The 17,515-nt window shown below is 64.8% G+C and carries 18 protein-coding genes; 9 read left to right on the top strand and 9 right to left on the bottom strand.

Going from position 1 to position 17,515, the window contains the following annotated elements:
* Positions 1 to 62: 62 nt before the first annotated feature.
* Positions 63 to 926 (bottom strand): DMT family transporter, encoded by an 864-nt coding sequence (locus FJ424_RS26920; protein ID WP_140659768.1) that lies wholly within the window; start codon positions 924 to 926, stop codon positions 63 to 65.
* A 101-nt stretch (positions 927 to 1,027) separates the two neighbouring features.
* On the opposite strand from FJ424_RS26920, the gene FJ424_RS26915 reads away from it, so the two are divergent.
* The 4 genes from FJ424_RS26915 to FJ424_RS26900 all read left to right on the top strand — a co-directional run bounded on the left by FJ424_RS26915 (position 1,028) and on the right by FJ424_RS26900 (position 5,540).
* A complete protein-coding gene (locus FJ424_RS26915) occupies positions 1,028 to 2,449 on the top strand; it encodes a PLP-dependent aminotransferase family protein (RefSeq protein WP_140659767.1) in 1,422 nt (473 codons plus the stop codon).
* Positions 2,450 to 2,750: 301 nt separating this feature from the next.
* Positions 2,751 to 3,950, top strand: a complete 1,200-nt coding sequence (cml, locus tag FJ424_RS26910; protein WP_140659766.1) for a CmlA/FloR family chloramphenicol efflux MFS transporter — start codon at positions 2,751 to 2,753, stop codon at positions 3,948 to 3,950.
* Between the two features lie 175 nt (positions 3,951 to 4,125).
* Complete coding sequence (locus FJ424_RS26905; RefSeq protein WP_140659784.1) at positions 4,126 to 4,707, top strand: TetR/AcrR family transcriptional regulator; 582 nt, start codon at positions 4,126 to 4,128, stop codon at positions 4,705 to 4,707.
* Positions 4,704 to 5,540: an EamA family transporter gene (locus tag FJ424_RS26900; RefSeq protein WP_140659765.1), complete on the top strand. Its 837-nt coding sequence runs from the start codon at positions 4,704 to 4,706 to the stop codon at positions 5,538 to 5,540. Before FJ424_RS26905 ends, FJ424_RS26900 begins: the two co-directional genes overlap by 4 nt.
* 16 nt (positions 5,541 to 5,556) lie before the next feature.
* On the opposite strand, the gene FJ424_RS26895 is transcribed toward FJ424_RS26900, so the two are convergent.
* The 3 genes from FJ424_RS26895 to FJ424_RS26885 all read right to left on the bottom strand — a co-directional run bounded on the left by FJ424_RS26895 (position 5,557) and on the right by FJ424_RS26885 (position 8,082).
* Positions 5,557 to 6,054, bottom strand: a complete 498-nt coding sequence (locus FJ424_RS26895; RefSeq protein WP_140647679.1) for a MaoC family dehydratase — start codon at positions 6,052 to 6,054, stop codon at positions 5,557 to 5,559.
* Positions 6,055 to 6,234: 180 nt separating this feature from the next.
* On the bottom strand, positions 6,235 to 6,663 hold the full coding sequence (gene phaP / locus FJ424_RS26890) for a TIGR01841 family phasin (RefSeq protein ID WP_140659764.1): 429 nt from the start codon (positions 6,661 to 6,663) through the stop codon (positions 6,235 to 6,237).
* A gap of 123 nt (positions 6,664 to 6,786) precedes the next feature.
* Entirely contained in the window at positions 6,787 to 8,082 is a 1,296-nt protein-coding gene (locus tag FJ424_RS26885; protein ID WP_140659763.1) for a DUF445 domain-containing protein, read from the bottom strand.
* A 207-nt stretch (positions 8,083 to 8,289) separates the two neighbouring features.
* On the opposite strand from FJ424_RS26885, the gene rirA reads away from it, so the two are divergent.
* Entirely contained in the window at positions 8,290 to 8,751 is a 462-nt protein-coding gene (rirA, locus tag FJ424_RS26880; RefSeq protein ID WP_140647676.1) for an iron-responsive transcriptional regulator RirA, read from the top strand.
* A gap of 295 nt (positions 8,752 to 9,046) precedes the next feature.
* Here the strand turns inward: rirA and FJ424_RS26875 are convergent, their stop codons facing one another.
* The 5 genes from FJ424_RS26875 to hemP all read right to left on the bottom strand — a co-directional run bounded on the left by FJ424_RS26875 (position 9,047) and on the right by hemP (position 13,186).
* On the bottom strand, positions 9,047 to 9,835 hold the full coding sequence (locus tag FJ424_RS26875) for a heme ABC transporter ATP-binding protein (protein WP_140653404.1): 789 nt from the start codon (positions 9,833 to 9,835) through the stop codon (positions 9,047 to 9,049).
* A gap of 6 nt (positions 9,836 to 9,841) precedes the next feature.
* Complete coding sequence (locus FJ424_RS26870) at positions 9,842 to 10,939, bottom strand: iron ABC transporter permease (protein WP_140653405.1); 1,098 nt, start codon at positions 10,937 to 10,939, stop codon at positions 9,842 to 9,844.
* 6 nt (positions 10,940 to 10,945) lie between these two features.
* Positions 10,946 to 11,839 (bottom strand): hemin ABC transporter substrate-binding protein, encoded by an 894-nt coding sequence (locus tag FJ424_RS26865; protein WP_140653407.1) that lies wholly within the window; start codon positions 11,837 to 11,839, stop codon positions 10,946 to 10,948.
* Between the two features lie 11 nt (positions 11,840 to 11,850).
* On the bottom strand, positions 11,851 to 12,912 hold the full coding sequence (locus FJ424_RS26860; protein ID WP_140653409.1) for a hemin-degrading factor: 1,062 nt from the start codon (positions 12,910 to 12,912) through the stop codon (positions 11,851 to 11,853).
* Between the two features lie 67 nt (positions 12,913 to 12,979).
* On the bottom strand, positions 12,980 to 13,186 hold the full coding sequence (gene hemP, locus FJ424_RS26855; protein ID WP_040981784.1) for a hemin uptake protein HemP: 207 nt from the start codon (positions 13,184 to 13,186) through the stop codon (positions 12,980 to 12,982).
* 288 nt (positions 13,187 to 13,474) lie between these two features.
* On the opposite strand from hemP, the gene FJ424_RS26850 reads away from it, so the two are divergent.
* From FJ424_RS26850 to FJ424_RS26835, 4 genes are all read left to right on the top strand, one after another.
* Positions 13,475 to 15,604, top strand: a complete 2,130-nt coding sequence (locus tag FJ424_RS26850; RefSeq protein WP_140653644.1) for a TonB-dependent hemoglobin/transferrin/lactoferrin family receptor — start codon at positions 13,475 to 13,477, stop codon at positions 15,602 to 15,604.
* Positions 15,605 to 15,611: 7 nt separating this feature from the next.
* On the top strand, positions 15,612 to 16,052 hold the full coding sequence (locus FJ424_RS26845) for a hypothetical protein (protein ID WP_140653411.1): 441 nt from the start codon (positions 15,612 to 15,614) through the stop codon (positions 16,050 to 16,052).
* A gap of 128 nt (positions 16,053 to 16,180) precedes the next feature.
* Positions 16,181 to 17,143, top strand: coding sequence for a TonB family protein (locus FJ424_RS26840; RefSeq protein ID WP_140653413.1), 963 nt, complete (start codon positions 16,181 to 16,183; stop codon positions 17,141 to 17,143).
* Positions 17,144 to 17,186: 43 nt separating this feature from the next.
* Positions 17,187 to 17,501 carry an antibiotic biosynthesis monooxygenase gene (locus FJ424_RS26835; RefSeq protein ID WP_140653415.1) on the top strand — a complete coding sequence of 105 codons (315 nt, stop codon included), beginning with the start codon at positions 17,187 to 17,189 and terminating at the stop codon, positions 17,499 to 17,501.
* The last annotated feature ends 14 nt before the right edge of the window (positions 17,502 to 17,515 follow it).

Here is a 17,515-nt window from a genome sequence, read left to right as displayed (position 1 = left end):
TTCCAGGAAAAGTGTGAAACGGTTTTCCGTCCGGAATTGCGTCAAAACAAATCAGTAGGCGCCTACCGCGCGAACTTCTTCGCCCCGAACACGCAGGCCACGACGCCCAGCGTGACGACCACCATCATCGGGCTGACCTTTTCGTGCAGCAGGCTCGCCGCCAGCGCCAGGCCGAAGAAGGGCTGCAGCAATTGCAGCTGCCCGACTGCGGCGATGCCGCCTTGCGCGAGGCCGCGATACCAGAACACGAAGCCGATCAACATGCTGAACAGCGAGACATAGGCGAGGCCGATCCAGGCGCCGGGACCGATGGCCGCAAAGGATGGCGGCAGCGTCGCGAAGCTCAACGCCAGCATCACCGGCAGCGACAGCGCCAGCGCCCAGCAGATCACCTGCCAGCCGCCTAGCTTGCGCGACAGCTTGGCCCCTTCGGCGTAGCCCAGCCCGCAGACGATGATGGCGCCGAGCATCAGGCCGTCGCCGACCGGGGACGCGGTCACGCCTTGCGCCAGGGCAAAGCCGGCGACCAAAGCGCTGCCCAGGCACGAGAACAGCCAGAAAGCCGGGCGCGGGCGGTCGCCGCCGCGCAGCACGCCGAAGATCGCGGTCGCCAGCGGCAGCAGGCCGACAAAGATGATCGAATGCGCCGAGGTGACATGCTTCAGCGCCAGCGCCGTCAGCAACGGGAAGCCGACCACGACACCCAGCGCAACGACGACGAGCGAGATCAGGTCGCTGCGTTCCGGACGCCTCTCGCGGAACAGCAGCAGCATCGCAATCCCTAGCAGACCAGCGATTGCCGCCCTGGCCGCTGTCAGGAAGGTCGGATCGAAATCCATCACCGCCACCCGCGTCGCCGGCAGTGACCCGCTGAAGATCAGCACCCCGATGAAGCCGCTGAGCCAGCCGTCAAAACTCTTTTCCATCATCTGCTCCGTTTGTGCTTCCGTACGAGGCAGGTCATGGCATTACCAGAGACAATGAGGTACAATTCCACAAAACTGTAATGGTATTTCGGGCAGTACGGATGGCGGATACCCTTCTGGAAATCGACGGCTCGCGCACGCGCGTCGAAAGCGTGATGGCGACGATCCGCCATCGCATCGCGGCACGCACGCTGACGCCCGGCGCGCGCCTGCCATCGATCCGGGCTCTCGCCAAATCCTTGCAGGTGTCGAAATCAACGGTGGTCGAAGCCTATGAACGGCTTGCGGCGGAAGGCGCGATCCGTTCGCGGCCGGGCTCGGGTTTCTACGCCGCCGGCCAGCTCGCGCCGCTGTCGCTTGCCGAGATCGGTCCCAAGCTTGACCGGGCCGTCGATCCGCTCTGGGTGTCCAGGCAATCGCTGGAAGCGGGCGAGGAGATGCTGAAGCCCGGCTGCGGCTGGCTGCCCGCGTCCTGGATGCCGCAGGCCGCCTTGCGCCGGGCACTGAGAACCGCGGCCCGAGCGGACGACGTGGCGCTTGCGGACTACGGCACGCCGCTTGGCCTGCCGCCGCTTCGCCAGTTGCTGGCGCGGCGCATGGCCGAGCACGGCGTCGAAGCCTCGCCCGACCAGATCATGCTGACCGATTGCGGCACCCAGTCGATCGACCTTTTGTGCCGTTTCCTGCTCGAGCCCGGCGACGCGGTGCTGGTCGACGACCCCTGCTATTTCAACTTCCACGCCCTGTTGCGCGCCCACCAGGCCAAGGTGATCGGCGTGCCGTACACGCCTTCGGGTCCGGATATCGAGCTCTTCGCGCAGGCGCTCGCCGAGCACCGGCCGCGCCTCTACATCACCAATTCCGGCATCCACAACCCGACCGGCGCGATCCTGTCGCCGGTCACCGCGCATCGGCTCCTGAAACTCGCCGACCAGGCGGATCTCACCATCGTCGAGGACGATATCTTCGCCGACTTCGAGCACAGCCCTGCCCCAAGGCTCGCGGCCTTCGACGGGCTGCAGCGTGTCGTCCAGATCGGCTCCTTCTCCAAGACGCTGTCGGCCTCGGTGCGCTGCGGCTTCATCGCCGCGCCATCCGACTGGATGGAACGCCTGACCGATCTCAAGATCGCCACGACATTCGGCGGTGCGCGGCTGTCCTCGGAACTGGTGCTGAGCCTGTTGAAGGACGGCAGCTACCGCAAACATGTCGAGCAATTGCGCACGCGCCTGTCGCGCGCCATGGCCGAGACCGCCGGCAGACTGAAAATGATGGGCATCACGCCCTGGATCGAGCAGCCTGCCGGCATGTTCCTGTGGTGCCGCCTGCCCGACGGCATCGACGCCGCCGACGTTGCCCGCCATGCGCTTTCGGACAATGTCGTGCTGGCGCCCGGCAACGCCTTCAGCCTGTCGCACACCGCCGGCCGCTTCATGCGCTTCAACGTGGCCCAGTGCGCCGACGAGCGTATTTTCACCGCCCTGGAAAGAGCGGTCGCCGCGTCCCGCCGCAAAGCGGCATAAGCGCGACCGTCGGTTGCCCGAGCGGCCTTCGGCTGGTAGTGAAACCGTGAGCATGCATGCCAGCCGGCATGCGCATCGTTACCGGGACCGACGCCATGAGATCCAGCAAGTCAGCAGACAAGTAAGCCGCAACAGCGCTTCGTTGTTGCGGCAGTCTGTCCCGTCATTCCCGTGAGCAGTTCCAGGAAAAGTGTAAAGCGGTTGGGCTCGGCCCCTCGCCGTAGCCTTCCGTCCGGAATTGCGTCAGAAAAGACTCAGGCAGATCGCCGCCGAATGTCACCATTTGAGCGGAACTCTTCTCATGTCTTCTCCGAACCAGCCGACATGGACCTTGTCCATGCCAGCAGCCTTGCTGCTTTTGTCTCCCTTCGACGTCCTGGCCTCCCTCGCCATGGATATCTACTTGCCCGTAGTGCCGATCATGCCGGGCGCGCTCGGCACCTCGACGGCCGTGGTGCAACTGACGCTCAGCCTCTACATGATCTGTCTGGGGCTCGGCCAACTTGCTTTCGGACCGATCTCCGACAGGATCGGTCGGCGCCCGGTGCTGATCGGCGGCGCCCTGTCGTTCGCGGCCGCCTCCTTCCTGCTCGCCGTTACGTCGCTTGCACCGGTCTTCCTTGCCCTTCGCATCGGGCAGGCCCTGAGCGCCTCGGCCATGCTGGTCGCTGTCTTCGCCACCGTCCGCGACATCTATGCGCAAAGGCCGGAAGGCGCCGTCATCTATGGCACGCTCGGCTCGCTGCTGTCCTTCGTGCCGGCGCTGGGACCGATCGCCGGGGCTTTGATCGCCAACAGTTTCGGCTGGCGGGCGATCTTCGTCGCGCTCGGCATTCTTGCCGTGGCCGCCACGCTCAACGCCTGGCCAAGATGGCGAGAAACGCGCCCGCTCACCCATGGCCCTGCCCGGGCTGGTTTCGGGCCGATCCTGCGCAGCTTCGGCTTCTGGACCTACACGCTGGCCTTCGCCGCCGCCATGGGCTCGTTCTTCGTGTTCTTTTCGACGGCGCCGAGAGTGCTCATCGGCAAGGCCGGCTTTTCCCAGATCGGCTTCAGCCTGGCCTTCGCCAGCGCGGCGCTGGTGATGATCGTCGCCACCCGCTTCGCCAAAAGCTTCGTCGCGCGCTGGGGCATCGAAGGCAGCGTCAGGCGCGGCATGGCGATGCTGCTCCTGGGTGCTGCCCTGCTGGCTGCAGGACAGTTGTTCGCCGAGCCATCCTTCGCGAGCTTCGTCATGCCGATGTGGATCATCGCCATCGGCATCGTCCTCACAGCGTCGGTCACGGCCAACGGCGCGCTGGCGCCGTTCGGCGAGACCGCCGGCACGGCCGTCGCGCTCTATTTCTGCCTGCAGAGCGTGATCGTTTCCGCGGCAGGCACGCTGTTCATCATCTTCCTGGATGGCGACACGGCATGGCCGCTGGCCGGTTATTGCTCGCTGATGGCGGCGATCACGCTCGCCGCGCTCGGCGTATCTGTCAAACGAGCGGAAGCAGCCTGATCCAAGGCCACACAGGCGGAGAGGCCTCCCAATGCCAAGGCGTCTCCGCCTACCGCCGCTGCGCGTATTTCCCGCCCTTGCTTGCCCGGCCTTCCCGACGAGTAGCCGGCAATTGACACGTATTTGTCTTCCGCATAGAAAAGAGACAGACCTGTCTCATCGTCAATCGCTTGCCATGACCGAACCGACCAGGACCGAGAAGCGCCAGCACATCGTTGAAACCGCCTACGGGCTGTTCAAGCGCGTCGGCTTTCACGCCACCGGGATCGACCGCATCATCGCCGAAGCCGGCGTGGCCAAGATGACCATGTATCGTCACTTCCCCAGCAAGGACGATTTGATGGTCGAGGTCCTGGCCTACCGTGCAGGGCGGTTCAATCGCCAGCTCGACCGCCTCGCCGAACAGGCGGCCACGCCCGAGCAGAAGATCGGCACAATCTTCGACTGGTACGGGCGCTGGTTCCGCAGCGCCGATTTCCACGGTTGCCTGTTCGCGCATGCCCTGGCCGAGTTCGGCGATCCGGCGCACCCGGTGTTCCAGGCCGCCGTCAGACAAAAGAACGGCCTGAAGCGGCGCATGCGCCTGATCCTCGAAGAAACGATGGCCGCCGATGCGGCGGAAAGCGTTTCGGCCGCCCTGCTGATGCTGCTTGAAGGCGCAACGCTGATGGCGCGGATGGGCCGGCCCGACGCCGCCATTCGCGATGCCCGCAGTGCGGCAATGGCCATTCTCGCCACGCGGGAGAGACCGCAATGAGCGCGACAGTCATCAGCCTGGCATTGTTCGCCGCGATCCTGCACGCCGGCTGGAACGCGTTTCTGCGAACCGGCAGCGACAGGCTTTGGACCGTCACGGTCATGAGCTTCTCGGCAACGATCGCCGCCATTCCGTTGGCGATCTTCAATCCCCTTCCGGCGGCGTCGGCCTGGCCGTATGTCATGCTCTCGGCCTGCCTTCAGGTCGGCTACAGTCTCTTTCTGGTGGCAGCCTACCGTTATGGCGAATTGGGACAGGTCTACCCGATCGTTCGCGGCTCGGTGCCGCTTCTGGTGACGCTAGGCGGTTTCGTTCTGGCAGGCGAGCGTCTGAGCTGGCATCAGTCGCTTGGCGTCGTTCTCGCCGCGCTCGGCATCATGAGCCTTTCGCTTGGCAAAGGGCGCGCGGCAACGACATCAATCCTATATGCCCTGGCGACCGGCACGATCATCGCCGCCTATGCGACGGTCGATGCTATCGGTGTCCGATCGGCGGGAAGTTCAGGCGCCTACACGGCTTGGGTGCTGTTGGTCTACGGCGTGCTGCTGCCGGTCACCTTCATCATCTGCCGCGGCAAGCTCACCGTTGACTTTCGTTCGCCCGATGCGCTGAAGGCGCTCGGCGGCGGGATTTTCGCCTTGGTTGCCTATGGCGCCGTGCTCGCAGCCTTCGCGCTCGGGCCGGCCGGTCCGATCACCGCCATGCGCGAGACGAGCGTGGTTTTCGCGGCGCTGATCGGCCGGCTGTTTCTGGGAGAGACCCTGACGCCGAGACGTATTGCGGCTTGCGGCGTTGTCGCTCTAGGCGCGATCTGCCTCGGCTATCAAGGGTAATGCTGTTCCCGCCGCGCTAAGCCCCTGCCCGCTTGCGGCGCTCGTACATCATCACCAGCGTTTCGGCCGTCAGCGCCGGCTTCTGCTCGCCCTCGATCTCGACGGTGTTGGCTGCCTTCATAAGATACTGGCCGGGACCACGGTCCTCCATGGAAAGCAGCGTGGTGCGCAGCCTGATGCGCGCGCCGGCTTTGACCGGCGCCAGGAAGCGCACCTTGTCGAAGCCGTAGTTGAAGGCGGCCTGGGTGTTCTCCGGCACGATGCCCATCTCCAGCGCCAGCGCGCCGATGATCGACAAAGTCAGGTAACCATGCGCGATCGTGGTGCGGAACGGGCTCTGCCGTTTCGCCCTTTCGGGGTCGACATGGATCCACTGATGGTCGCCCGTGCATTCGGCGAACTGGTCGATGCGCTGCTGGTCGACCGTCGTCCAGTCGGACACGCCGAGTTCCTGCCCGGACATCGTGCGCAACTGTTCGAAGGTCGGCGGCGTTCTCGGCCGTGCTTCCGTCATTCCGGGTTTCCCATCACTCTTGCCTGTCTCCCGACCATGAAGCGGCGGCCTCTGTCAATTCGCCGCCCCGCGATTTTCGCCGGTAGAGTTGATGCTTTTACGGCAAGCCGAGAACGCTCGGCCGACAGGGCCGGTTGCATCGCATGTCGGTCGATGGTGGATCCGAAAGCGCCGGATAGGCTATTTCTTTTCGTAACCGGCGCGGATCTCCGCCATCGCATCCCTGATCCGGTCGCGCAGTATCTCGACCGATTCGGTGCTGGATTTCCGCACAAGGCCAGCCACCTCGCTGGCATTCTTCAGCGTCGTCTCGAACGACCTGCGGGCAAATTCAGCCTGCTTGGTCATGAGGTCCTGCGGATTGCCGGGCGTCTGGTAATTCTGCGCCATCCGCGTGATCTCGTGCATGGCATTCTGCACCATCTCATGCTGCCTCGCCAGCACCGAGGATGCCCCTGCCGCACCCGCCCTTGCCGATTTTTCCAAGGCTTCGAGATTCTTGCGATGATGATCCAGGATCGCCTGGACATCGACATTCGGCAGCTTGAGGTCGCGACCGAACCTGCTGAACATGTCGAGGAACGAATAGGATTCCGGTTGTTTTGCCATGCTCTGCCTCCCGTTTTGCCGCGTTCGCGGCGCCCTCAAAAGCAATTCCAGGAAAAGTGTGTAGCGGTTTTCCGCCCGGAATTGCTTAAGACCCAAGGCAGAATAGTGCGCCTTGGGCCAGCGTCAATTGACGAGAAACAGCCGCTCCGCCGTATAGAGCGCCAGCCCGGCAAGCCCGCCGATGATCATGCCGTTGAAGCGGATGTATTGCAGGTCCTTGCCTATGTTCGTCTCGATCAGCCGCGTCAGCTGCGCCAGGTCCCAGCGCTTGACCTGGTCGGCGATGAATTTCGACACGCCGCTCTTCTGGCTGTCCACGAACGAAGCCAGCGCCACGACAAAACCCTGGTTCATGTCGGCCCTGATCTGGGCGTCGTCGGCCAGATGCCTGCCGACCTCGACGAACATGTTGGCGAGGTGCGCGCGGATCGTCGAATTCGGCGCATTGATGTCCTGCTCGATGAACAGGCGCAGGCTTGTCCACGCATCGCCGGCCAGCGCCTTCACCTCCGGACGGCCGAGAAAATCGCGCTTCAGCTTCTCCGCGCGCCTTGCATATTGCTTCGAGGTCCTGAGCCGCTCGATGAAGCCGAGCGCGAAGCGGTCGAATTCGGCGCGCATCGGGTGATCTGGATCGGCCCGCACCTCATCGAGCAGAGAGCCCGCCGAAGCGACGATCTTCTTCAAGAGATAGGCATCGGCGCGAAACAGGTTGAACAGCGACGGCAACTCCTCGCGGATCTTTTCGCGCATCGTCTCGAGCGCCTCCTCGTCGTTGAGGAAACGCCCGATCACCCTGGTGAACTCGTCGAACAGCTTCTGGTGCCGGCGATCGTCGGTCAGCGTCGACAAAAGATCGGCCGCGAGCGGCGCCAGCGGCACCCTTTCGATCTGCTCCAGCATGCGGCTGGTGACGAAATCGCGCAGGCCGGATTGCTCCACCGCCGTCAATGTCTGCGGCACCAGCCGCGCGACAAATCGCGACAGGCCGGCTGCGCGCTCGGCATCGGCCAGCCAGTCGGCGACCAGGGCGGCGAAGTCGACCTCGGCGAGCTTTTCGCGCACCGGCTCCGGCGCCAGGAAATTGGCCTCGATGAAGCGGCCGAGATTGTCGGCGATCCGGTGCTGGTTCTCCGGGATGATGGCCGTATGCGGGATCGGCAGCCCGAGCGGCCGTCTGAACAGCGCCACCACGGCATACCAGTCGGCGAGCCCGCCGATCGTCGCCGCCTCGGCGAAGGCCGCGACGAAGCCGAGCCACGGATGGCTGCCCTCGAAGGACTTAGCGAGCGCAAAGACGAGGATGCACAGCGCGAGCGCTGCGGCGGCGATGAATTTGGTCCGCCGCAACGCCGATAGCTTCGCCTTGGCATCGGCGTCGAAACGAACCGGCGCGAAAGCCGGAGTTGATTGTGACATGGAAGGCCGTTCCCTGTTGCACCCGCATCTATCTAGTGGCTGCGCCGTCAAAACGCTCGCTCGAAGCGCAGAAGCGATATCCGGCGACTATCCGCGCCGGCTTGCACAAAAAGTTGACACGATTATTCAGCTATGTACCGGTCCAGTCTGGAATTGTTCCAAACTATGGGCCATATTCGGCTCAAGCTAATATTTCGCGAGGATACCATGCGGCTCACGCGCCAGACCAACTATGCGATGCGCATCCTGATGTATTGCGCCGCAAACACCGACAGGCTGAGCCGCATCCCCGAGATCGCCGCCGCCTATTCGGTGTCGGAACTGTTCCTGTTCAAGATCCTGCAGCCGCTGGTCGAGGCCCGCTTGGTCGAAACCGTGCGTGGCAGGAATGGCGGCGTGCGGCTCGGCCGTCCGGCCGAACAGATCAACCTGTTCGATGTCGTGCGCGTCACCGAAGAGAGCTTTGCCATGGCCGAGTGTTTCGAGAACGACGCCGCCGAATGCCCGCTGGTCGACAGCTGCGCCCTGAATTCGGCGCTGCGCGAGGCGCTCAACGCCTTCTTCGCCGTGCTTTCACGCTACACGATCGCAGATCTCGTCGCGGCGCGCCCGAATGTGCGCAGCCTGCTCGGCATCGACCTTCTGGAGCAGCGCGCGCCTGCTGCGTGATCAAGACCTGGCGACCTGCTTCTCGAAGGCCACCGCCCACGGCTTCCCGGGTGTGGCGCCACCCTCGACTTCGTCATTCTAGGGCGGAGCAAGGAGCGCAGCGACGCAGCGCAGACCCTAGAATCCATTCCGTGACGTGCGAGCGCCGCGGCGATGCAGAACGAGCGGCGTCGGCGCCAGCGCTCGTTCTGGACCGCTGCTTTCTTCGGTTGATGTCACGGAATGGATCCTCGGGTCTGCGCTGCGTCGCTACGCTCCTTGCTCCGCCCGTGGATGACGAAGTTCGCCGCCAAGCCTACGCCGCCGACTGCGGCAATACGAACGGCACGCTTCCCGCAGGCAATACGCCGACCTTCAGCCTGCAGTCGAACACCTTCTCGATCAGCTCGTCATTCAGCACGTCCGTCGGCGAGCCGGCGGCGGCCAGCTGGCCGTGGGAGAGCACGAAAATGCGGTCGGCGTACATGGCCGTCAAGTTGAGGTCGTGCAGGATCGCCACCACGCCGCCGCCGCGCCGGACGAAATCACGCGCGATGTTCATGATGATGAGCTGGTGCTTGACGTCGAGGCTGGAGACAGGCTCGTCGAGGAAGAGATAGCGCGGCCTGCCCTCGAGCACCGGCGCCCAGACCTGGCAGAGCACACGGGCAAGCTGCACGCGCTGCTGCTCGCCGCCGGAAAGCTCCTGGTAGAAGCGGCCGGCAAAACCGTCGAGGTCGACGCGCGCCAGCGCCCGCTCCGGCAAACGCGCATCCTCGCCGGGCAGCACGCCGGAGCGCCCGCCGATCAGGCCGAGGCGAACGATCTCGCGCACCGTGAAGGGAAAGGACAGCGCCGTCGATTGCGGCAGCACCGCGCGCAGCGTGGCTGCCTCGCCAGGCCTCATGGCCGACAGGTCGCGGCCGTTGAGCGTGACGATGCCGGTATAGGCGAGCTCGCCGGTCAGCGCCCTGAGCAGGGTCGTCTTGCCGGACCCGTTCGGTCCGACGATGGCCGAGACCTCGCCGGGCCGTGCGGCGAAATCGACATGCGAGACGATGCGCTTGCCGCCGATCGCCACCGAGATGTCGCGCGCTTCGATCATGGCAGCTCACAGATCAATGACGCCGCGCTTGCGCAGCAGGATCCACAGGAAGAACGGCGCGCCGGCAACCGCCGTGACGATGCCGATCGGCAATTCGGCCGGCGCGACGATGGTGCGGGCGACCGCGTCGGCTAGCAGAAGCAGCGAGGCGCCGAGCAGGGCGGAAGCCGGCAGCAAATAGCGGTTGTCCGGACCGATCGCCAGCCGCAGGACATGCGGCACGACGATGCCGATGAAGCCGATGCCGCCGCTGACCGCGACCGAAGCGCCGACCGCCGCCGACACCGCGACAATGGCCGTGTATTTCAGCCGCTGCACCGGAATGCCGAGATGACCCGCGGTCGCTTCGCCCAGCGCCAGCGCGTTGAGGCCACGCGACAGGAACGGCATAGCGGCCATCGCCAGCACGATCACCGGCCCCACGGTGCCGATCTTCGGCCATGTCGCGCCGGCAAGCGAGCCGAGCTGCCAGAAAGTCAGGTCGCGCAACTGCCGGTCGTCGGCCATGAAGATGAGGATGCCGGTGAGCGCCATGGCAAGGGCGCTGATGGCGATGCCGGCAAGCAGCATCGTGGCGACCGACGTCCGCCCCTGGCGCGTGGCGATGGCATTGAGCAGCAACGTCACCGCCAGCCCGCCGAAGAAGGCCGCGAGCGGCAGCGCGAGCGTGCCGAATGCAAGCGTGACGGGCGCAAGCCACGTGGTGCCGAGCACGATGATCGCCACAGCGCCGAGGCTGGAGCCGGCGGAAACCCCGATCAGGCCGGGATCGGCAAGCGGATTGCGGAACAGCCCCTGCATCACCGCGCCGCAGACGGCGAGCGCGGCGCCGATCAGCGCGCCGAGCAGCACGCGCGGCATGCGGATGTCGTAGACGATCAACTGGTCGCGCGCGGCCAGCGCCGCGTCGGCGGGCATGGCGCCCGTAAACCAGTCGCAGATGACGCGGACGGCGGAGGCGTCGGAGGCGCCCGACGTCAGCGACAGGAACACGCAGAGCGCGAGCGCCAGGCACAAGAGCAGGATGACAAGCCTTGCCCGGGCCGAGCGGTCGCCATCGGCCGCCATCACCCTGACCGCGCCGGCAATGGACTGTTCGGCCATCGCCGCTCAGTCCGTGACCTGGTTGCCATAGAGCGAGACGGCAAGATCATGGATGGCTTCGGCCGTGCGCGGGCCGAAGCCGAGCAGATAGCCGCCCCACATGCTGATCATCTTGCGGCTCGTGCCCGCCGGTGTCGAAGCGACGGCCGGGTTGGCGAACAGCTCCTCTTCCGAGATCGGCGGTCCGCCGCCCTTCATCGTCAGGATGACATCCGGCCTGGCGCTGACGATCGCCTCGTCGGTCATCCCTTTGTAGCCGGAAAAGCCCTCGACCGCGTTGACCGCGCCGGCAAGCTTGATGATGCCGTCGGCCGCGGTGTCGCTGCCCGCGGCAAGGATCTTGCCGCCTTGCGTCGACAGCACGAACAGCACGCGCTTGCGATCCTTGATCGCAGCCGTCTGCCTTTCCGCCGCCGTCAGCTTCGCGTCCGTCTCCGCGGCGAGCTTCTCCGCCTTCGCCTCGACCCCCAGCGCCTTGCCGACGATGCGGATCTTTTCGAGGATACCCTCACGATTGTAGTGGTCCGGCACCTCGATGAAGGGCACGCTCGACTTCTTCAGCACGTCGACCGCTTCTTTCGGACCGCTGCCGTGCAGCGCCAGGATTCCGGTCGGATTGACCGACAGGACACCCTCGGGCGAGAGCGCGCGCATGTAACCGACATCCGGCAGCTTCGCCGCCGCCTCGGGATAGTTGCTGGTCGAATCGCGGGCCACGAGACGGCCTTCCTCGCCGAGCGCGTAGACGATCTCGGTGATCGAGCCGCCTATGGAGGCGATCCGCGAGGTGTCCGAAAAGACGGCCACCCCCTCGTTAGCGCCAGCCGGCGGCGCGGTGAACGCAAGCAGCACACCGAGCATCGGCGCAAGCGCCGCGCGGAAACTGAGAACAAAGCGCATTGGGTGCTACCTCATGCAGCGGTCGGATTGGGGATGCGGGGCAGGTTCTCGGCCAGGAGGCGCCAGTCTTCCCGCTCGCCTTCGCCTTCATGACGCTTGCCGAAGAACTGGATGATCATGTCGCCATTGGCGTCATAGGCCTCCAGCGACGTGACATGACCGTCCTTGGTGGGCTTGCGCACCGCCCAGACCTCGTGGATGTGGTCGGTCCTCAGGTGCAGATGGAAGGTTTCGTCGAGCACGTTGATCCACCGCCCCATCGGCTTGACCGACTTGATCGGACCGGAATGGATCTGGATGCAGCCGCGGTTGCCCACGAAGCACATGATGGGCATCTCGCCTGCCGCCGCGTGATGGAACATGGCGCTCACCGCGTCGTTGTCGAGCAACCAAGCATAGTCCTGGCCCACCATGCGCACCGCCTCGCGGCGATTGAGCTTCAGCGTCTTCAGCATGCCGAAGAACTGATGCACGTCGGTGAGCCGGCTCCAGCGGTCGCGCAGATCGTCGATCGAGGCGGCAGAACCCTGCCTCTCACCCTCCCCTTCCGCCGCGCTTGGGAGGATCGCGACGGTCGGCTCCTGGTTCGACGATTCGAGGCTCGCCACCAATTTCTGGTAGGCATAGAGATTGGATGCGGGCTTCAGATGCACCTTGTGCACCGCCTCGCCCGCCGCATCGAAGAACTGCAGACCGCGGCGGATTTCGCTGCCGTCGCGTTTCTCTACGGCAAAGCCGTGCGCCCAGACCTTCGGGAAGATGCGCAGGTCGATGTTTTCGCCGAGCACCATGGCGTTGTGGTTGCCGGTGACGACCTTGTCGTAGACGCCGATCTTTTCATGCACGGCGCTTTCGTTGCGGGTCAGCGCCATCACCTCGCCGACCGCCTCGAGGCCGGTCAGCAGATCGTTGACGCGCGGCTCGACGCGGACAGCGCCGACGCCGCACTGCGCCGCGACCAGCTCCGCTTCCGAAATGCCCAATTGCGCCGAAAGATCGCGCTCCCGCATTTTCGGATTTTCTTCTCGCGCCCGCCGGATTCCCTCCGGCGACGGCTTAACGCGCTGGTCCATGACTTCCACCTGCAATGTCTTCCACCTGTGATGTCTGATCTGTGCTCGCCTGCCCCACCGCCGATCCTCACTTGTTGAGGATCAGCTTGCCCTGGCGGGTGATCTTCAGGCGGTAAAGCGCGCCGTGATGCTCGATGCCGATCTCGTGTTCACCCTGGAACAGCGTGTTGCTGGACAGCGTCCTCACCGCCAACGGCACCCTTTCGTAACGCATCTGCGTGTCCTCGGGGCGGCGGACGCGATAGCGGAAATCGTTGGGATTGTGCGTGTTCATCGGGTCGGTCCTTTTCTCTGACGGCCACCTTGGCCGCAGCCTCGTAAAATGCCGATTAAATTCTTGACTCGAATAATCATGTTTATTAGTCAGTGCATTACCGGACTAAATGAGTCAACATTTAAGACGCCGGACGTGATCAAAAATGCGAGCGAGCCACTGGCCAGCCAGCTGTGAGCCTGAATCTGGAGTTGGGGCATGGGGTTGGTGACTTGGGGACGGACGGGCCTGGCGGGCGACAGCGCGGGCCCGGGCTTCCGATCGTTGGCGCGGGCGGTGACGATATTGATGGCCGGTTCGGCGGTGATCGCGCTTGGGGCGCCCGCCGCCAAAGCGCAGCAGGCCGCGCAGCCGGCGGCCGACCAGCAGCAGGCCGATCAGAAAAAGAAGGCTGATGAAAAGGCCGCGGCCGAAGGAACCCTGCTCGACAAGATCCTCGTCATCAGCCGCACGGGCGAAACGGCGATCCAGTCGCTGGCCTCGGCCAGCCATGTCGACCAGGAGCAGCTCGACCGCCGCATGGCGACCACGCCGAACGAAATGCTGCTCGGCGTGCCCGGCGTCGCCGTGCAGGCCGACGCGCGCCGCGTCAGCTCCAGCATCAACATCCGCGGCCTGCAGGATTTCGGCCGCGTCGCGGTCATCGTCGACGGCGCCCGGCAGGACTTCCAGCGCTCGGACCACGGCACGCAGTCGACCTTCTATGTCGATCCCGAGCTCATCAAGTCGGTCGACGTCATCCGCGGTCCGGTCGCCAACACCTACGGTTCCGGCGCCATCGGCGGCGTCGTCTTCTTCGACACCAAAGACGCAGCCGATTTCCTCAAGCCGGAAGAGACCTGGGCCGGATCATTGACCGGGCGCTATGAAAGCAACGGCAAGGGCTGGACCACCAGCGCCACCGGCGCCTACCGGATCAACGAGAACTGGGACGTTCTGGGCAACATCGTCTACCGCGACTATGACGACTACAAGAACGGCGGCGGCGACACCGTTGCCGGCACCGGTTTCGACGTGTTGAGCGGCCTGCTCAAGACCACCATACGCCCGACCGAGAACAGCGAATTGAAGCTCGGCTGGGTCGGCTCGGGCGACGGATGGACGGAAACCAGCGGCGGCGTGCCGGCCAATGACGTCGATCTGAAGTCGAACACCTTCACGGCCCGCTACAACATCAGCGACGACGCCAGGAGCTGGCTCGACCTCCACATCAACGCTTCCTACAACAAGACAGTTCTCGACCTGACCACGCTCACCGCGCAGAACCGCTTCGACCCGACCACCGGCCTGCCCGTGGTGCTGCCGGCCGGCTCGCTGTCCACTTTCGACGTCGGCACGACCGGCATCGACATCTGGAACACGTCGCGCTTCGAGACGGCGAGCGTCGCCCACGAATTGACCTATGGCGGCGACTGGGTCGGCGACGATGTCGAGACCGGCGGCACGGCCGGCGGCGACAGCTTCTACACGCCGTCCGGCAAGCGCAACGTCTCCGGCGCCTATATCCAGGACAAGCTGACCTGGGAGTGGCTCGAGGTCATTGGCGGCCTGCGCTACGACAATTACAGCCTGAAGGACGACACGAATGAGACCTCCGGCGACCGGGTATCGCCGCGCATCACCATCGGCGTCTCGCCCTTTGAAAGCGCCGGCTTGGCCGGCCTGCAATTCTATGGCACCTACGCGGAAGGCTATCGCTCGCCCTCGCTGACCGAGACACTGATCAGCGGCAACCATCCGGCCGGCGTCAGCTTCCCGTTCCTGCCCAACCCGAACCTGAAACCCGAGACCGGCAAAACCGTCGAGTTCGGCGTCAACTACAAGCAGAACGACATCATCGAGGGCGGCGACGCGCTGCGGCTCAAGGCTGCCTATTTCAACAACAATGTCGACGACTACATCGACGGCGTGACGCTCTCGCCCTTCGATCCGACCAGCGGCTGCCCGTTCGGCCCGGGCATTCCGATCTGCTTCCAGTACCAGAACTTCGCCAAGGCCAAGATCGACGGCTTCGAGCTGGAAAGCGTCTACGACGCCGGCTGGGGCTATGCCGGCCTGTCCGCCTCCATAATCAATGGCCACACCATCTCCTATGAAGGCGAGCGCGCCGACCTGGCCACCGTCCCCTCTTCCCAGGTGACGGCCCAGCTCGGCCTGCGCTTCCTCGAGGACAAGCTGACCGTCGGCGGCGAAGTGCAGTACAACGGCAAGCCCAAGGGCAATCCGGTGGCCAAGGACTTCACGCTGGTCAACGCCTTCGCCAGCTACCAGGCGACGGACAATCTCAAGCTCGACTTCCGCGCCGACAATCTGTTCGACGTCAAATACACCAACCCGCTCAACGGAAGCACGACCGCCGTCCTCTACGAACCCGGCGTCACGCTGAAGCTGGCGGCAACCATGCGCTTTGGAGGTTGAGGAAGACATGAAACGCTTGACGGCATCCTTTCGTCTGCTGACCTCGACGTTTGCGATGTCGCTTGCGATGGTGCCGGCGTGGGCCCAGTCCGCGCCGGCTCCGGCCCTGAACCTGGAGCTCAATGCGGCACAGCCTTCGGACAAGGGCTGCCGGCTGACCTTCGTCGTCAACAACGCGCTCGGCGCCGACCTGTCCAAGGCGGCTTTCGAGATTGCGCTGTTCAACGAGGCCGGAATCGTCGACCGCCTCACGGTGCTCGATTTCAAGGACCTGCCGGCCGGCAAGACCAAGGTCACGCGCTTCGACCTCGCCGGCGCCGACTGCGGCAAGCTCAGCCGCGTGCTGATCAACAGCGCGACCGAATGCGCCGGCACCGGCGTCGAGCCGGCGGCCTGCATGCGCGGCCTGAAGACCTCGACCAAGACCGCCATCGCTTTCGGCGTATAGCGGTGGGACTGCATCTGGCCTTCCCGCTTGACGCAATGGCGTCGCCTGCCTGCGGTCCGCCGCCATGGGCGGCAACCGATCTTGATTTGACAATTCCTTGTCGCGTGCGGCAGGTCTCGGCGCGAGACATGCAGGATATCGATCACCCTTCCGATGCAGGCAGTGAACTGGCGATCAAGCCGGCCGAGCCGCTCATGCGGACGCGGCAATCCGCCGGAGACCGCAGATGGACGGTGGCGATCATCGCCTCCGGCCTGCTCCATGGCGCCGCCGCGGCGGCGTTTCTGATCGCACCCGCGGGGACTTTCGACTCTGCGGACGCGATCAGGGCCGAGGGCGCCGACCAGTCCGGCGCCAACGTCATCGGCAGCGCCTTGGATGACCAGGCGTCCGGCGCGGTGGATGTTACCCTGGTGCCGGATCCGCAACCGGCAAAACGCCAGGCTGTCCAGCCCGCTCCGCCGGCCGAGCCGCCGCAGCCGGTAAGTGAACAGGTGACGCCTCAGCCTCCGCCGGAAGCCGTCAAGGAGCCGGCCCCCACGCCGGATATCCTGGCGGCCGCCACGCCGCGCCAGGATGATCGGAGCGTCCCCACGGACAGCAAGCCGACGCCTGCGATCGAGCCGCAAAGCATACAAGCGCCCCCTGCCGAGCCTGGGCAATCACCGGTCCCGAGCACGACATCGAGCGCGCCAGCCGGATCGGCGGGGCCAAGTGAAACCGTTGAACCGCGCGGCACGGCGGATGGCGACACGCGCGATGCGCCGGTCATCGCCAGCAAGGGGAAGAAACAGGCCGCCGGCAATGCGCTCGAATCCCGCTACAGCGGTGAAATCCAGAAGAAGCTTGCCCGCGCCAACCGTCGCGTTTCGAAATCGATCCAGGCCAAGGCTCGCAACAATGCCAGGGTGGTTTTCGTCGTCGCGGCCGACGGCAGCGTCAGCGACCTGCAGCTCGCTGAGAGTTCAGGGTCCGCCGAGCTCGATCAGTTCGCTTTGACGCTGGTGCGCAAGCAGGCACCATTCCCTCCCATTCCACCCGAGACCGGAAAATCAAGTTGGGTGTTCAAGGCGCGGATCGGCCCTTTTTAAACCTTCGCCACCCTAAGAATTCGTCCATTTCGAAAGGAACCAGATGTATATCGCCATGAACCGCTTCAAGGTCCAGAACGGCTCGGAAGAAGCCTTCGAGGACGTCTGGAAGAACCGCGATTCAAGCCTCTCCGAAATGCAGGGTTTCAGGGAGTTCCACCTGCTGCGCGGCCCGGTCAACGACACCGAGGGCTATACCCTGTTTGCCTCGCACACCGTCTGGGCAAGCCAGGAGGATTTCGTCGCCTGGACGAAATCGGAGAACTTCCGCGCCGCCCATCGCAATGCCGGCGGCTCGAAGGTGCATTATCTCGGCCATCCCCAATTCGAGGGCTTTTCGGTCGTCGAAGGCGCCTGAAACGCGCCTCCGCC

Source organism: Mesorhizobium sp. B3-1-8, from assembly GCF_006439495.1.
Classification (GTDB): domain Bacteria; phylum Pseudomonadota; class Alphaproteobacteria; order Rhizobiales; family Rhizobiaceae; genus Mesorhizobium.
This window is presented reverse-complemented; position numbering and strand designations above follow the sequence as displayed.

What these genes read in the sequence shown, in the direction of transcription:
- FJ424_RS26885 (WP_140659763.1), bottom strand. Translation starts at nt 8,082, where the DNA reads ATGTCACAATCAACTCCGGCTTTCGCGCCGGTTCGTTTCGACGCCGAT.
- cml (WP_140659766.1), top strand. Translation starts at nt 2,751, where the DNA reads ATGTCTTCTCCGAACCAGCCGACATGGACCTTGTCCATGCCAGCAGCC.
- FJ424_RS26920 (WP_140659768.1), bottom strand. Translation starts at nt 926, where the DNA reads ATGGAAAAGAGTTTTGACGGCTGGCTCAGCGGCTTCATCGGGGTGCTG.
- FJ424_RS26875 (WP_140653404.1), bottom strand. Translation starts at nt 9,835, where the DNA reads ATGATCGAAGCGCGCGACATCTCGGTGGCGATCGGCGGCAAGCGCATC.
- FJ424_RS26905 (WP_140659784.1), top strand. Translation starts at nt 4,126, where the DNA reads ATGACCGAACCGACCAGGACCGAGAAGCGCCAGCACATCGTTGAAACC.
- FJ424_RS26900 (WP_140659765.1), top strand. Translation starts at nt 4,704, where the DNA reads ATGAGCGCGACAGTCATCAGCCTGGCATTGTTCGCCGCGATCCTGCAC.
- FJ424_RS26835 (WP_140653415.1), top strand. Translation starts at nt 17,187, where the DNA reads ATGTATATCGCCATGAACCGCTTCAAGGTCCAGAACGGCTCGGAAGAA.
- rirA (WP_140647676.1), top strand. Translation starts at nt 8,290, where the DNA reads ATGCGGCTCACGCGCCAGACCAACTATGCGATGCGCATCCTGATGTAT.
- FJ424_RS26840 (WP_140653413.1), top strand. Translation starts at nt 16,181, where the DNA reads ATGCAGGATATCGATCACCCTTCCGATGCAGGCAGTGAACTGGCGATC.
- FJ424_RS26915 (WP_140659767.1), top strand. Translation starts at nt 1,028, where the DNA reads ATGGCGGATACCCTTCTGGAAATCGACGGCTCGCGCACGCGCGTCGAA.
- FJ424_RS26860 (WP_140653409.1), bottom strand. Translation starts at nt 12,912, where the DNA reads ATGGACCAGCGCGTTAAGCCGTCGCCGGAGGGAATCCGGCGGGCGCGA.
- hemP (WP_040981784.1), bottom strand. Translation starts at nt 13,186, where the DNA reads ATGAACACGCACAATCCCAACGATTTCCGCTATCGCGTCCGCCGCCCC.
- FJ424_RS26865 (WP_140653407.1), bottom strand. Translation starts at nt 11,839, where the DNA reads ATGCGCTTTGTTCTCAGTTTCCGCGCGGCGCTTGCGCCGATGCTCGGT.
- FJ424_RS26850 (WP_140653644.1), top strand. Translation starts at nt 13,475, where the DNA reads ATGGCCGGTTCGGCGGTGATCGCGCTTGGGGCGCCCGCCGCCAAAGCG.
- phaP (WP_140659764.1), bottom strand. Translation starts at nt 6,663, where the DNA reads ATGGCAAAACAACCGGAATCCTATTCGTTCCTCGACATGTTCAGCAGG.
- FJ424_RS26895 (WP_140647679.1), bottom strand. Translation starts at nt 6,054, where the DNA reads ATGACGGAAGCACGGCCGAGAACGCCGCCGACCTTCGAACAGTTGCGC.
- FJ424_RS26845 (WP_140653411.1), top strand. Translation starts at nt 15,612, where the DNA reads ATGAAACGCTTGACGGCATCCTTTCGTCTGCTGACCTCGACGTTTGCG.
- FJ424_RS26870 (WP_140653405.1), bottom strand. Translation starts at nt 10,939, where the DNA reads ATGGCCGAACAGTCCATTGCCGGCGCGGTCAGGGTGATGGCGGCCGAT.